We start from the raw sequence: 13,311 nt of genomic DNA on the forward strand, positions 1-13,311 counted from the left end.
CACCTTAAAGGTCAAGCACGAGTTCGGCGGATTTTGCCCGCGACACGCAAATCATGATGTTGCGGGCGCGCTCGTGCTCGGCCAGCGCCAGATCGCGATGGTCAGGCTCACCTGATACGAGCCGCGTCCTGCAGGTGCCGCAGGTGCCGCTTTCGCAGGAGGAGGGCAGCACCTTGCCGGCCTCCCGCAGCCGCTCCAGGATCGACCTGTCGGCCGGCACTTCGAAGCGCTCTCCGCTTTTCGCCAGCACGACGGTGAATGGCGTATCGTCTTCCGGCCGGACCCGGGCCGCGCCGAAATCCTCGAAATGCACGGCGGCCGACGACCAGTGCCCGGTCATGTCGCGCACCGCCTCCATCAATCCGCGCGGCCCGCAGCAATAGAGATGAGCCCCTTTCGGCTCCTCCAGGATCGGCCAGAGATCATAGGCCTTGTCCGGGTCGCCGCCGTCATGGTGGATCACCACCTTGCCGCGGAACTCCGGCGTCAGGAACTCGTCCCGGAAGGCCATCATCTCCGGGCTGCGCGTGAAATAGTAGAGCTTGAACGGCTTCGCCCGTGTCGCCAACAGATGCTTGATCATGGCCCGGATCGGCGTGATGCCGATGCCGCCGGCGATGAAGATGTAGCTGGATGGACCGGGCTTCAGCGCGAAATCGTTGCGGGGCGCCGTGATCGCGATCTCGTCGCCGACATGGGTCCTGTCGATCAGGCTGATCGAGCCGCCACGCCCGCCGAGCTCCTTCTTGACGGCAATGACGTAGTGACTGGCCTCGTCCGGATCGTTGCAAAGCGAGTACTTCCGCATTTCGCCGGTGGGGACCCTGACGCCGAGATGGGCGCCGGGCGTGAACGGCGCCAACGGCTCCCCGTCCGACGACCTCAACTCGAACAGGCAGATGTCCTGGGCGACCATCTGCTTGTCCGCGATCGTGACCCGGATGGTCGCTGCTTCCTCGCTCATGTTCCCCTCCGCGAGCCGCTCTCGACAAGCGTTTCGAACCGGACTAATCTTACACTTAGATATCTAAGTAATTTGCCGTTGGCTAGTCCGTGCCGCACTTTGGGAGGGGTCCGCATGCTCACCCGTGAAGAGAACGAACTGCTCTGTCGCGTCGAAGGCGACACTCCGATGGGTGGGCTGATGCGGCGGCACTGGGTGCCGGCGCTACTCTCCGAGCAACTCGTCGAGAGCGACGGCGCGCCGGTTCGCGTCCGGCTCTTCGGCGAGGACCTGGTCGCCTTCCGCGACACCGACGGGCGCATCGGCGTGCTCGGCGAGTTCTGCCCGCATCGCAAGGCCTCGCTGTTCTTCGGACGCAACGAGGAATGCGGTTTGCGCTGCCTCTATCATGGCTGGAAGTTCGACGTGGATGGCAAGGTGCTGGAGATGGTCTCCGAGCCGGCCGAAAGCGGCTTCGCCGAGAAGGTCCAGCACAAGGCCTATCCGACTGAAGAAGCCGGCGGCTTCATCTGGGTCTATATGGGGCCGAAGGAGCTGATGCCGGAATTCGAGGCACCGCCCTGGGCCCCGACGCCGGAGGCCAAGGTCTCGATCGTCAAGATCGACCTGCCGTGCAACTGGGCGCAGATCATGGAAGGGCAGATCGATTCCGCCCATTCCTCCAGCCTGCACTCATCGGACATGAAGCCCGCCCGCGTGACCACCGCGGGCACGACGGCGACGCACTGGACGCGGCCGTCGACAGACAAGAATCCGCGCATCCAGGTTCAACTGACGAATTACGGCTTCCGCTACGCCGCGATCCGGCGGCCGATCGTCAACGCGCAGACACATGACTACATCCGGCTGACGGTCTTCGTTGCGCCCTTCGCGGCATTGATCCCGCCCAATGCCTCCTACAACGTCGCCACGGTGATCGTGCCCAAGGACGACGTATCCAGCTATTTCCACTTCATCGCCTGGGGCAATGACGACTGCATCGACCAGGAGAGCTGGCGCAAGTTCTGCGTGGCGCAGGTCGGCATCGATCTCGACAAGACCTACAAGCCGATGCTGCGCAACAAGGCGAACAACTATCTGCAGGACCGCAAAGCGATGAAGCTGGGGGATTTCACCGGCGTGCCGGGGATCCCGAACCAGGACATCATGATGTGGGAATCGATGGGACCGATCGCCGATCGCACCAGCGAGCGCCTCGGCGCCAGCGACATCGCCATCGTCCAGTTCCGCCGCGTGATGATCGATGCGGCGCGCAAGCACGCCGCCGGCAGCGAAGCCATCGGCCTGATCGAGCCGCATATCCCGCAGGCCAAGCTGCGCTCCTATCAGGGCATCGTCCCCAAGAGCGAGGACTGGCGCAAGCTCGGAGCGTCGAGCGAGGAGGTCGCGGTGCTCGACGGGATGGAGCAGGACGAGACCGAAGCCGAGATGGCGGCTGCACGGGGCTGACCCGCCGGGGCACCGCACCTCTCGCAACTGCGAAGTAGTTTTTCGGCATCGCGGCCAAAGCGGGAAAGTCTTTGAACGCGGGCTGTGCGTGCGCGAGTGTTCGCGCCGACGTGCACACCCTGCCGTGAGACCAGCCATGCTCGACAAGCCCGCGCCGACCGGCCGCAGCCTCTATATCGGCGGAAGCTGGCGTCATCCGCTGTCCGGACGCTATGCCGCGACGCTGAACCCCGGCACGAACGAGCCCATCTGCGATGTCGCCGAGGCGTCCGCAGCCGATGTCGATGCTGCGGTCGCAGCGGCGCGAGCGGGTTTCAGGATCTGGCGCCAGGTGCCGCCGCTCGAGCGCGGGCGCATCCTGAAGGCGATCGCCGTGGTCGTACGCGAGAATGCTCGCGAACTCGCCGCACTCGACGCCGCCAATTGCGGCAATCCGGTGCGCGAGATGATCGGCGACGCCGGTATAGCGGCGGCACAGCTCGACTTCTTCGGCGGCCTCGTCACCGAGATGAAGGGCGATACCATTCCGATAGGGCCTGATGCGATCAACCTGACGGTGCGCCAGCCGCTCGGGGTGGTCGCCCGCATCCTCGCCTTCAACCACCCGTTCATGTTCTGCGCCGGCAAGATGGCGGCGCCGCTGGCGGCCGGCAACGCCGTCATCATCAAGCCGCCGGAGCAGGCGCCGCTGTCATCGCTCAGATTGGCCGAACTCATCGGCGGCCTGCTGCCGGAGGGCGTTCTCAGCGTCGTGCCCGGCGGGCGCGAGGCGGGAGCGGCGCTTGCCTCTCATCCCGGCATCGACAAGGTCGCGCTGATCGGCAGCGTCCAGGCCGGCCGCGCCGTGATGAAGGCGGCGAGCGACACGATCAAGCCCGTGCTGCTGGAGCTCGGCGGCAAGAACGCGCTGATCGCCTTCGCCGACGCCGATCCAGAGCGCGTCGCCGCCGCGGTCGTCGGCGGCATGAACTTCACCTGGTGCGGCCAGTCCTGCGGCTCGACCAGTCGGGCGTTCATCCACCGCGACATCTATGAAGCGGTTCTCGCCCGGCTGCCGGCGAAGCTGTCCGGCTTCGTGCCCGGCATTCCCACGGACGAGGCGACGACCATGGGCGCGATCGTCAGTGGGACGCAGCACGCCCGCATCCTCGATTTCATCGCCTCGGCCAAGGCCGAGGGCGCCAGGCTGGTCTGCGGAGGTCGCGTGCCGGACGATCCCAGACTCGCCGGGGGTTTCTACATCGAGCCGACGATCTTCGCCGATGTGACGCCGCAGATGCGGATCGCGCGCGAGGAGATCTTCGGCCCGGTCCTCTCGGTCATGCCCTGGAGCGACGAGGCGCAGATGCTGGAGACGGTCAACAGCGTCGAATACGGGCTGACTTGCTCGATCTGGACCAATGATCTCGTCAAGGCGCACCGCACCGCGCTGGCGGCGGAGGCCGGCTTCGTCTGGATCAACGAAGTCGCGAAACATTTCCTGGGCACGCCCTTCGGAGGCTGGAAGCAGTCCGGCATCGGCCGCGAGGAGTGCCTCGGCGAGCTCATCGCCTTCACTCAGGAAAAGAACATCCATGTCAGCCTGAAACTACCGAGCTGACGCTTCAGGGACGGCCGGGACCGCTGCTTCCAGGCAGTCGGTCGCATCGTCGCTCTTAAACCGACCGGGGAAACGCCATGAACGACCTGACGCTGTCCGGTATCGATGTGCCCGTTGCGTCGAGCGACAATGGCATCTGGGGGAGCGACGTCGTCGCGCAGATGCTGCGCGCGCTCGACATCCCCTATCTCGCGCTGAACCCCGGCTCCAGCTTCCGCGGCCTGCACGACAGCCTCGTCAATCATCTCGGCAACCAGCAGCCACAGATGCTGCTGTGCCTGCATGAGGAGCACGCCGTCGCGGTCGCCCATGGCTACGCCAAGGTGACGGGCAAGCCGATGGGCGTGATCCTGCACAGCAATGTCGGCCTGATGCACGGTGTGATGGCGATCTACAATGCCTGGTGCGATCGCGTTCCGATGCTGATCCTCGGCGCGACCGGCCCCGTCGACGCAGCCGAGCGCAGGCCGTGGATCGACTGGCTGCACACCGCCAAGGACCAGGGCGCCCTGATCCGGCCTTATGTGAAATGGGACGACCAGCCCGTCTCGGTGGCGGCCACGGTCGACGCGCTGATCCGCGCGACAAACCTCACGCGCAGTGCGCCGCAGGCCCCGACCTATGTCTGCCTCGATGTCTCGATGCAGGAGAAGCGGCTCGAGGAGATGCCGCCTCTCCCTGACCCGAAACGCTTCGCCGTCGCTTCGCCGAGCGTTCCGGCAGCCGCCGAGATCAGCCGAGTGGCGGAGCTGCTGCGGGACGCGAAGGCACCGCTCATCCTGTTCGGCCGGATGTCGCGCTCGGAGGGCGATTGGGCCCGCCGTGTTGCGCTGGCCGAGCATCTCGGCGCTTCCGTGCTCACCGACATCAAGACCGCGGCCGTCTTCCCGACGGACCATCCTCTGCACGCAGCCAAGCCGTCCTTCTTCCTCGATGCCCAGGCGGTCGATGCCATCCGCGGCGCCGACGTCATCCTCGCCTTCGACTGGGTCGATCTCGGCGGTACCTTGCGCCAGGCCGATAGCGCCTCATCGGCCCGCGTGATCAGCGTCTCGCTGGATCACCATCTGCACAATGGCTGGAGCATGGACCATCAGGCCCTCGCGCCGGCCGATCTGCATCTCGCCGCCGATCCCGATGCGGCCATGCACCTGATCGCCGACGCATTGGGGGCCGGCCCCGGCACGGCCCCGGCCGTCCGCCCGACCTTGCCGGCGCTGGCCTTCGATGGCGAGCGCCCGCTGGACGTTGTTTCGCTCGCCGCGGCTATGGGCGAGGCCTTGCAGGATGAGGTGATCAGCCTGGTTCGCCTGCCGCTCGGCTGGGCCACCGAGGCCTGGCATTTCCGGCATCCGCTCGACTATCTTGGCATCGACGGTGGCGCCGGCATCGGCTCGGGGCCGGGCATGCTGATCGGCGCGGCGCTGGCGCTCAAGGGCTCGAGCCGGCTCCCGGTGGCGGTTCTGGGAGATGGCGACACCATGATGGCGGCCTCCGCTCTATGGACGGCGGCGCATTACAAGCTGCCCTTCGTCGCGATCGTCTCGAACAACCGCTCCTTCTACAATGACGAGATCCATCAGGAGCGCGTCGCAAAGCAGCGCCAGCGTCCGGTCGAGAACAAGTGGATCGGCCAGCGCATCGACGAGCCCGATATCGATATCGCCGCCATCGCCAGGGCGCAGGGGCTGCTAGGCTTCGGCCCGGTCCGGACAGTCGCTGCCCTTCGCGACGCGGTGGCCGACGCCGTGAAGGCAGCCAAGGCCGGCGCGTCGGTACTGATCGATGCCCGCGTCCTGCCCGGCTATAATCCGGCGATGGCGGCCGGCATGACGCGCCATGCCGGGCAAACGCCGAAGGACTGAGCGCCAGGGCTGTTCAGGCGGCTCCGGCAGGGTCAGCGACGTCCGGCACATCGGCGAGATTGCGCTGGACTGCGGCGAGATAGCCGAGAAAACGGGCCTGATCCTCTGGCGTGAAACCGGCGGTCGCCTGCTGGACCACTTCCTGCGCCATCGGCAAGAGTTCGGCCCTGAGAGCGTGGCCCTTCGGCGTCAGCAGCACGTGCAACTTTCGCCTGTCATGCAGGTCGCGTTCGCGGCTGATCAGCCCGGCCTTCTCCATGGCGGTGAGTGCAGCGAGCGTCGTCGGCTCCATCGTGCCGATGCGGCGGGACAGCTCGCGCTGCGTCAATCCGTCCTCCTGCCAGAGGGCCCGCAGGAAATACCACATGCCCGTAGTGACGCCGTGCGGCTCGATCTTACTCTGCAGGTAGCGCTGTGTTGCGCGGTTCGCCATCCGCAGCTGGTAGCCGACACTGCTTTCGAACGGCAGGTCGTCCAGCGCTCCGGCCCGCCCAACGTTTTCGTCCCCTGTCGTCGCCACGATCGTTCACGCCTCCGAGGCCAGTATAGGCCGCAACCGCGCTCTCGATAGCGCCCGCACCCGCCCATCCTGAAAAGTTTGACTGGCCAAGCAAGATAATCTTGGACCTTGCCCGCGCCGCCTCACTAACGTGGCGACTGCGTAGGCCGCGAACTGAAGCGAAGACGGCCGCGCGAGGGAAGGATGACATGCCGCCGACTCAGTCGGGCCTCGACCGCTCCGGGCGCGTCCGCACTGCGCGCCATCCAGCTGCCGTCGCAGCTCGGCGAGGGTTGGAGCGATGAGCGACGGCCAGCCAAGGGATGAGCGCTCAATGCCCGCTTCGGCCGCCAAACTGCGTCTAGCCGAGACCGTGAAAGAGGCCGACCTGGTCATCGACGGCGTGACGATGCGCTTCGAGACGCGCGAGGGCGCCATCATCGCCGTCGACGATATGTCGTTCTCGGTCGAGCGCGGCGAGTTCGTCTCGATCATCGGGCCGTCGGGATGCGGCAAGTCGACCGTGTTCAACATTCTGGGCGGGCTGGTCCGCGGCTATGAGGGCAAGGTCAGCGTCGGCGGCGACGTGATTTCGGGCCCACATCCCTCGATCGGCATGGTCTTCCAGGAGGAATCGACCTTTCCCTGGCGGACTGTGCTCGACAACGTCGCCTTCCCGCTCGAGGTCAAGGGCGTGCGCAAGGCCGAGCGACATGAGGCGGCACGGCACTTCATCGACATGGTCGGCCTGAACGGCTTCGAGCAGCGTTACCCGGCCGAACTATCGGGCGGCATGCGCCAGCGCGTCGCCATCGCCCGCACATTGGTGTTCGAGCCCAAGATCCTGCTGATGGACGAACCCTTCGCCGCGCTGGATGAGCAGACCCGCCTGCTGCTCGGCGACAAGGTCCTGAAAATTCAGGAGACGCTGAAGCAGACCACCCTGCTGATCACCCACAATATCACCGAGGCCGTGCAGCTCTCCGACCGGGTCATCATCATGACGTTCCGCCCCGGCAAGGTGAAGCGCATCGTCGACATCCGCCTGCCGCGGCCGCGCACCGGCGACGTCGTCGGCAGCGAGGCTTTCGGCCGCCATGTCGCCGAGATCTGGAACGATCTGCGCGAGGAGGCCTCGCGCGGCATGGCCGAATCCGAGGCGGGCGCCCGCCGCCGGAAGGGCTGAACCATGCGGCTCGCCGGAATTCCGCCTCTCGCGATCGGCTTCGCCACGGTCGGCCTCGCTCTGGGAGTGGTCGAGGTTCTCCTGCTGCTTGGCCTCCTGAACCGGTTCGTGATCCCGTTGCCTTCGGCCGTGCTCGGCAGCTTCGGCCGGTTGTTCGCCGAGGAACAGTTGCTGGAGCGGTTGATGATGACGGGGAGCGAGGCGCTGGCCGCGAGCGTCCTCGTCGCCATCGTCGGCGTCTCGCTCGGCGTGCTGCTCTACAAGGTTCGGATCCTCGCGCTCGCAACCGAGCCCTGGGTCGCCGCAGTGGCCGCTGCGCCCGTGGTGCTGGCCTATCCGCTTTTCCTCGTCATCTTCGGGCGCAGCGCGGCCACGATCATCGCCATGGGCTTCGTGGCTGGCCTCGCTCCGGTCATCCTCAAGACGCTGGAAGGGCTGAAGGGCGTCAGGAAGAGCCTGATCAATGTCGGGCTGAGCTATAATCTCACGCCTTCGCAGCAGTTCTGGAAGATAGAATTCCCCGCCGCCATACCGACGATCTTCGTCGGCGTTCGCCTCGGGCTCGTCTTCGCGCTGATCAACCTGATCGGCGTCGAGTTCCTGATCAATTTCGGTGGGCTCGGCCAGCTGATCAACGATCTCGCGGAACGCTACGACCTCGCCGGCGTCTTCGCGACGATCGTCTTCGTCATTCTTGTCAGCGTCGTCATTTTCGCGGCACTCGAGCGCATGGAACGCTGGTTCCGGCCGGGTCGCTAGCGGCCAGGCCGCGCCTTGTCGCGACTGCTGAAGCGCCGCATGATGGCCTCCAACAAGACATGCCCGGGAGGCCGCGATCAATCTCCGCCAGCTTCGATATTTCGTCGGGATCGCCGAAGTCGGGAACATCACCAAGGCAGCGGAGCAGCTCAACGTCGCGCAACCTGCGCTGGGCCTGCAGATCCGGCAGCTCGAGCAGAACCTCCAGACCGAACTTCTGCTGCGCCATTCGCGCGGCGTCGTGCTGACGCAGGCTGGAGAGCTGCTGCTGGAGCGCGCAAGACGCATCCTGAAGGAGGTCGAGGACGCCAGGCGCGATGTTCGGGCATTGTCCGGGAACGATCAGGAAATGCTGACGATGGGGCTGACGCCGAGCATCATGCTCCAGCTCGGCCCCGACTTGCTGATCGACGCCAAGAACAAGATGCCCTCGGTCTCGCTCAGCCTGGTCGAGGAGCTGAGCCACGGCCTCATCGCCGCGATGGAGCGCGGCGAGCTGAACGCGGCCTTCGCCTATGGCATCGACCAGCCGCGCCCGGGCATCGAACGGACGGCCCTGTTCGAAGAGGAGCTGGTGCTCATCCGGCCGATCGCCGACGGGCCGCTGCCGGAGACGGTGACCCTGGCCGAGGCCCTGAGCCACGACCTCGTGCAGGCCGGCGAGCGCGACATGGTCCAGCAACTGCTCAAGGCCGCTGCCGAGAAATTCTCGCTGCCGCTGCGCATCGTCTACGAAGCGCAATCCATTCCGGCGATGCGCGCTCTCGTGGTGCGCGGCGCGGCGGCGAGCGTCATACCCTATGGCACGGCGATCGAGGAGCTGCGCGCCGGCAAGCTCGCCATGCAGCGCATCTCGGACCAGCCGCCGAAGCGGACGCTCTACCTGATCAGGCCCGGCAACGCACCGGCTTTCCGCCAGCAGGAGGCGGTCGATCGTTTCTTCGCCTCGGTCACCGAACACCTGCTGGAATCGCTGGGCTCGCTCGCCCGTCGCGTCGGCTCCTGAACTGCCTGCCATACGGCCTGCGTCTTGTTCTCATTTCGCGGAAGTCTTTGTGCCCTCCGCCGGCGCGGCGCACTCTGCCGCAAAATGATGGCGCGCCCGACGTGCCGGCCGGGAGGAATGCGTGTCCGATCTGCGCCTGTCCATCGCCATCGGCGACTATGATCGCAATCGCCCCCTGCTCGACGGCGCGGTCCAGATCGACGGCGTCGACCCCGTCTTCATGAAGCTGGTGCCGGAGGAAATCTTCTTCCGTGCCTTCCGTCATGCCGAGTTCGACGTCTGCGAGGCCTCGCTGTCGAGCTTCACTCTCAAGACGGCGCGTGGCGACAGCCCTTATGTCGGCGTTCCCGCCTTCCTGTCGCGCGCCTTCCGCCACACCGGCATCTTCATCAGGACCGACCGCGGCATCGCTCGTCCCGAGGATCTCAGGGGCAAGCGCATCGGCTGCCCGGAATATCAGCTCACGGCTTGCGTCTGGATCCGCGCGATCCTCGAAAACGACTATGGCGTGAAGCCTAGCGAGGCGACCTGGGTTCGTGGCGGCCTGGAGCAGCCGGGCCGCGCCGAGAAGATCAGCATCGAGCTGCCGCCGGAGATCACGGTCGTGCAAGCGCCGGCCGACCGCTCGCTCAACGAGATGCTGATGGACGGCGAGATCGATGCCTATATCGGGCCGCGGTCACCACCGGCCTTCGAGGCAGGGCACCCCAAGATCGCGCGCCTGTTCCCGGACCCGACCGCTGCCGCGTCAGACTACTATCGGCGCACCCGCATCTTTCCGATCATGCATGTGCTGTGCGTACGGCGCAGTATCGTCGAGACCCAGCCCTGGCTGCCGGCCGCCTTGCTGAAAGCCTTCGAGCAGTCCAAGGCCGCGGCTCTCGCCAAGCTCACGGACACCTCCGCCACCAAGATCACGCTGCCTTTCGTCGAGGAGCAGTTGCAGGCGGCACGCAGCCTGATGGGCCAGGATTTCTGGTCCTATGGTGTCGGCCCCAACCGCCACGCGTTGGAAGCGTTCCTTCAGGCCCATCATAGCCAGGGACTGTCCTCGCGGCGGCTTTCGGTCGAGGAGCTCTTTCATTCCAGCACGCTGGAGGCCTTCAAGATCTGAGGGAGCCGAACAATCTCCAGAGTTTCCACTTCGCCACAGAAGCGAAGGCAAGACGACGAAGGCCAGCCGCACCGAGCTGGCGCCAGGGGAGGACAGGATGACGACATTCAAGACGGTCATGTCGACGCTTGCGGCACTCGGCTTCGCGCTCTCGATCGCGCAGGACGCTGCCGCCCAGGACAAGCTCAAGCTGGCGATCGGCCAGCGCGGCAACTGGGATACCTCGGTGTCGGAAGTCGGCACGAGGCTCGGCATCTTCAAGAAGCACAATCTCGAGCTCGAGATGCTCTACACCCAGGGCGGCGGCGAGACCCAGCAGGCGGTGCTCTCCAACAGCGTCGACATCGGCGTCGCCGGCGGCATCATGGGCGCGCTCTCGGCCTATTCGAAGGGCGCGCCGATCCGCATCATGGGCGCGGAGACCACCGGGGCGAAGGATCTTTACTGGTATGTCAAAAGCGACTCTCCGGTGAAGGCGCTCAAGGACCTGCAGAACCATACGGTTTCGTTCTCGACCAATGGCTCGTCGACCCATGGCGTCGTCAACGCCTTCATCAAGGAGAACAGCCTCAAGATCCGGCCGACCGCGACCGGGGGCCCGGCGCCGACGCTGACCCAGGTGATGTCCGGCCAGATCGATGTCGGCTGGGCTGCGCCGCCCTTCGGCCTGCCGCAACTCGATAAGGGCGAGATCCGCGTCGTCGCAACCGGTAACGACACCCAGGCCTTCAAGAGCCAGACGGTCCGCCTGCTGATCACCAACACCAGCGCGCTCCAGAACAAGAAGGCCGTGATCGATCGCTACATGGCCGCCTACCGCGAGACCATCGACGCAATGTATTCCAGCGACGCGGCAATCAAGGCCTATGCCGATTTCGTCGGGATTCCGGAGGCCATCGCCAGGCGCACGCGGGATGATTTCTTCCCGAAGGAAGCACTCGACCCCGACAAGATCGTTGGGCTGGACACTATCGTTCCCGACGCGGTGGCGCTCAAATATACGGCCCAGCCGCTGACCAAGGAACAGCTCGCCGAGCTGATCCAGATTCCGCCGCGCAAATGAGCCGGCGCATCGACGGCCTCGTCTACCCGGAGTGACGGCGCGATGACGACAACAACGCTTGGCCGGACGGAAACTCGCCCGGCGAAGATGGACCAGGCACGCGCCGTGCTGATCACGCGGATCGGCATCGTCGTGGTACTTCTGGCGATCTGGGAGATCGCAGCGCGCTCGGGATTGCTCTACCGCGACGTCGTGCCGTCGCTGCTACTCATCCTACGCGCGCTCGCCCATCTCCTGGTCGAGCCGACCTTCTATGCCAATCTCGGCGTCACCGCCGGCGAGGTCGCGCTCGCGATCCTCATCGGCGGCGGCGGTGGGGTCGCGGTCGGCATTCTGCTCGGGACGAACCGCTTCCTGCAGCGTGCCTATGAACCGCTGCTGCACTATCTCGGGCCGACCCCGAAGATCATCTTCTTTCCGCTGCTGATCATGTGGTTCGGCGTCGGGCCGGGTTCCAAGGTCGCGATGGGGGCGCTGTCCTCGTTCTTTCCGGTCGCGATCAGTGTCGCCGCGGCGATGCGCGAGATCGACACCGTGCTCATCCGGGTCGGCCTCAGCTTCAGGCTCAATGTTGGGCAGATGATTTCCAAGATCTACCTTCCGGCGATGCGCGCTCCGGTCATCAACGGTCTGCGCATCGGGCTCGGCGTCGCCATCATCGGCACGCTGCTGGCCGAGACCAAGCTCGCCAATCAGGGGCTCGGCTACGCGGTGATCCAGACCTATGCGACCTTCGACATGCCGCGCATGTACGCGCTGCTGATCGTCGTCTTCCTGCTGGCCGTCGGCGTGAATGTGATCCTCGGACGCTACACGGAGCTGCCCGGCACCAGGCGCCCCTCGGATGCGCACTGACCCTGTCGGCGGGACGATCCCGGCTTCGAAGGAGCAGGCAGGCATCCCGCGCAGCGCCTATTGGCTGGCGACGCTCCCGCCGCTGTTCTGGTCGGGCAATTTCCTGATCGCACGGCTGATGCGCGAGACGATACCGCCTGTACAGATGTCGTTCTGGCGCTGGAGTCTCGCCCTTCTCATCTTGCTCCCGTTCTGCTGGCGGCCAGTCGTCGACGCTTGGCCGCGCATTCGCGGCAACATCCCATTCCTCGCGCTGCTCGGCGCGATCGGCGTGACCGCATTCAACTGCTTCGTCTATGCGGCGCTGCACTACACACCAGTCGCCAACGCAGCACTGGTCAATTCCCTGCTCCCCGTCGTGACCTTCCTGCTGGCCTATCTGATCCTGAAGCAGAGCCTGACGCGGCAGCAACTTGCCGGGATCGCACTCTCGCTCTGCGGGGCGGTTCTGGTGATCTGCCGCGGGGATCCAAGGATGCTTCTGAATGTCTCGCTCAACCGGGGGGATATTCTGGTCTTCGCCGGCATGAGCTGCTGGGCGTTGTACACCGTGCTGATCCGCTGGCGGTCGGCAGGGCTGCCTGCGATGGCGTTCCTCGGCGTGACCGTGTTCTTCGGCGCCCTGTTCCATCTGCCGGCCGTCGCCTGGGAATATGCAATGCAAGGCGGCTTCCGGCTCACCATGGCGACCGCCGGCGCGCTGGTCTATTTCGCGCTCTTCCCGTCGATCCTGGCCTATGTCTTCTGGAACCGTTCGGTCGCTGTGCTCGGCCCCGGCAGGACCGGCATGTTCATGCACCTCCTGCCGCCGACCAGCGCTGCGCTGGGCTTCATCGTGCTCGGCGAGCAGATCGCCTGGTTCCACCTGGCAGGCTTCGCCGTCATCGTTCTCGGCATCTGGCTGGTCACATCGGCACCGCGCAAAGCATGACCGTAGATAGCGCCAGCCAA

Annotated in this window: 12 protein-coding genes and 1 pseudogene; 11 read left to right on the plus strand and 2 right to left on the minus strand. The window is 65.7% G+C overall.

Annotated features, from left to right (window positions below; translation table 11 throughout):
- Positions 1-4: 4 nt before the first annotated feature.
- The gene (locus BLM15_RS16305) at positions 5-964 is read right to left on the minus strand and encodes a PDR/VanB family oxidoreductase (RefSeq protein ID WP_126113741.1); all 960 of its coding nucleotides are present in this window, start codon (positions 962-964) and stop codon (positions 5-7) included.
- Positions 965-1,078: 114 nt separating this feature from the next.
- Here BLM15_RS16305 and BLM15_RS16310 point away from each other — a divergent pair, with 114 nt between their 5' ends.
- From BLM15_RS16310 to BLM15_RS16320, 3 genes are all read left to right on the plus strand, one after another.
- Positions 1,079-2,413, plus strand: coding sequence for a Rieske 2Fe-2S domain-containing protein (locus BLM15_RS16310; protein ID WP_126113742.1), 1,335 nt, complete (start codon positions 1,079-1,081; stop codon positions 2,411-2,413).
- A gap of 136 nt (positions 2,414-2,549) precedes the next feature.
- The gene (locus BLM15_RS16315; RefSeq protein WP_126113743.1) at positions 2,550-4,013 is read left to right on the plus strand and encodes an aldehyde dehydrogenase family protein; all 1,464 of its coding nucleotides are present in this window, start codon (positions 2,550-2,552) and stop codon (positions 4,011-4,013) included.
- Positions 4,014-4,090: 77 nt separating this feature from the next.
- The gene (locus tag BLM15_RS16320) at positions 4,091-5,878 is read left to right on the plus strand and encodes a thiamine pyrophosphate-binding protein (protein WP_126113744.1); all 1,788 of its coding nucleotides are present in this window, start codon (positions 4,091-4,093) and stop codon (positions 5,876-5,878) included.
- Positions 5,879-5,891: 13 nt separating this feature from the next.
- On the opposite strand, the gene BLM15_RS16325 is transcribed toward BLM15_RS16320, so the two are convergent.
- Positions 5,892-6,398 (minus strand): MarR family winged helix-turn-helix transcriptional regulator, encoded by a 507-nt coding sequence (locus tag BLM15_RS16325; protein WP_206438527.1) that lies wholly within the window; start codon positions 6,396-6,398, stop codon positions 5,892-5,894.
- Positions 6,399-6,711: 313 nt separating this feature from the next.
- Between BLM15_RS16325 and BLM15_RS16330 the strand changes: the two genes are divergently transcribed.
- The 8 genes and pseudogenes from BLM15_RS16330 (at position 6,712) to BLM15_RS16360 (ending at position 13,291) form a co-directional block, all read left to right on the plus strand.
- Positions 6,712-7,563, plus strand: coding sequence for an ABC transporter ATP-binding protein (locus BLM15_RS16330; RefSeq protein WP_126113745.1), 852 nt, complete (start codon positions 6,712-6,714; stop codon positions 7,561-7,563).
- 3 nt (positions 7,564-7,566) lie between these two features.
- Positions 7,567-8,322: an ABC transporter permease gene (locus BLM15_RS16335; protein ID WP_126113746.1), complete on the plus strand. Its 756-nt coding sequence runs from the start codon at positions 7,567-7,569 to the stop codon at positions 8,320-8,322.
- 127 nt (positions 8,323-8,449) lie between these two features.
- A pseudogene (locus BLM15_RS32325) lies at positions 8,450-8,524 on the plus strand (LysR family transcriptional regulator); the annotation flags it as partial.
- Positions 8,525-8,563: 39 nt separating this feature from the next.
- The gene (locus BLM15_RS16340) at positions 8,564-9,328 is read left to right on the plus strand and encodes a LysR substrate-binding domain-containing protein (RefSeq protein ID WP_126113747.1); all 765 of its coding nucleotides are present in this window, start codon (positions 8,564-8,566) and stop codon (positions 9,326-9,328) included.
- 121 nt (positions 9,329-9,449) lie between these two features.
- Positions 9,450-10,442 carry an ABC transporter substrate-binding protein gene (locus BLM15_RS16345; RefSeq protein ID WP_126113748.1) on the plus strand — a complete coding sequence of 331 codons (993 nt, stop codon included), beginning with the start codon at positions 9,450-9,452 and terminating at the stop codon, positions 10,440-10,442.
- 97 nt (positions 10,443-10,539) lie between these two features.
- The gene (locus BLM15_RS16350) at positions 10,540-11,505 is read left to right on the plus strand and encodes an ABC transporter substrate-binding protein (RefSeq protein ID WP_236846326.1); all 966 of its coding nucleotides are present in this window, start codon (positions 10,540-10,542) and stop codon (positions 11,503-11,505) included.
- Between the two features lie 42 nt (positions 11,506-11,547).
- The gene (locus BLM15_RS16355) at positions 11,548-12,360 is read left to right on the plus strand and encodes an ABC transporter permease (RefSeq protein WP_236846327.1); all 813 of its coding nucleotides are present in this window, start codon (positions 11,548-11,550) and stop codon (positions 12,358-12,360) included.
- The gene (locus BLM15_RS16360) at positions 12,350-13,291 is read left to right on the plus strand and encodes a DMT family transporter (protein WP_126113749.1); all 942 of its coding nucleotides are present in this window, start codon (positions 12,350-12,352) and stop codon (positions 13,289-13,291) included. The genes BLM15_RS16355 and BLM15_RS16360 overlap by 11 nt, the downstream gene beginning before the upstream one ends.
- Positions 13,292-13,311: the final 20 nt, after the last annotated feature.

Origin of the sequence: Bosea sp. Tri-49 (assembly GCF_003952665.1) — a bacterium.
Lineage (GTDB): Bacteria > Pseudomonadota > Alphaproteobacteria > Rhizobiales > Beijerinckiaceae > Allobosea.